Annotated in this window: 1 protein-coding gene; it reads left to right on the top strand. The window is 76.4% G+C overall.

What is annotated here, in order from left to right; translation table 11 throughout:
• Positions 1–480, top strand: a 480-nt coding sequence (locus K9U40_RS23345) for a LysR substrate-binding domain-containing protein (RefSeq protein ID WP_282892452.1), incomplete at its 5' end; no start/stop codon positions are given.
• Positions 481–543 lie beyond the last annotated feature (63 nt).

Genomic DNA, 543 nt, shown 5'->3' with positions numbered 1-543 from the left:
GTGGCGCGCGGGACGGCGGATTTCGGCCTGAGCTTCACGGGCAGCCAGGACGCGGCCCTCCGGTTCCAGGCGCTGACGCGCGAGCGCTACGTGCTGGCCATGCCGCGCGACCACGCCTGGGCGCACCGCGCCGAGGTGCCCTGGGCGGACCTGGCCGGGCAGCGGCTGGTGTCCGTCTCCAACCGCAGCAGCAACCGCCTGCTGCTGGACCAGGCGATGGCGGGGCTGCCCGGGCAGCCGGTGGCCTGGTACGAGTGCAACCACGTGACCGGGGCCCTGGCGCTGGTGGAGGCCGGCCTGGGCCTGGCGGCCCTGCCCCAGCTGGCGTTGCCGCCGGACCATCCGCGGCTGCGCGGCGCGGCGCTCATCGATCCGGACCTCTGGCGCACCCTGGGCCTGCTGCAGCGCCGCGACCGGGCGCTGAGCCCCGCGGCGGCGGCGCTGCACGAGCGGCTGGTGCGGACGTACGCCAGCGGCTGAGTGCGACGGCGCGTGGCGCCACCGCGTGCTGCCTGATTCCGCTCCGCCGGGTCTCTAGAATCC

The sequence above is a fragment of the Xanthobacter autotrophicus genome, from assembly GCF_030015065.1.
Lineage (GTDB): Bacteria > Pseudomonadota > Alphaproteobacteria > Rhizobiales > Xanthobacteraceae > Xanthobacter > Xanthobacter autotrophicus_D.
This window is presented reverse-complemented; position numbering and strand designations above follow the sequence as displayed.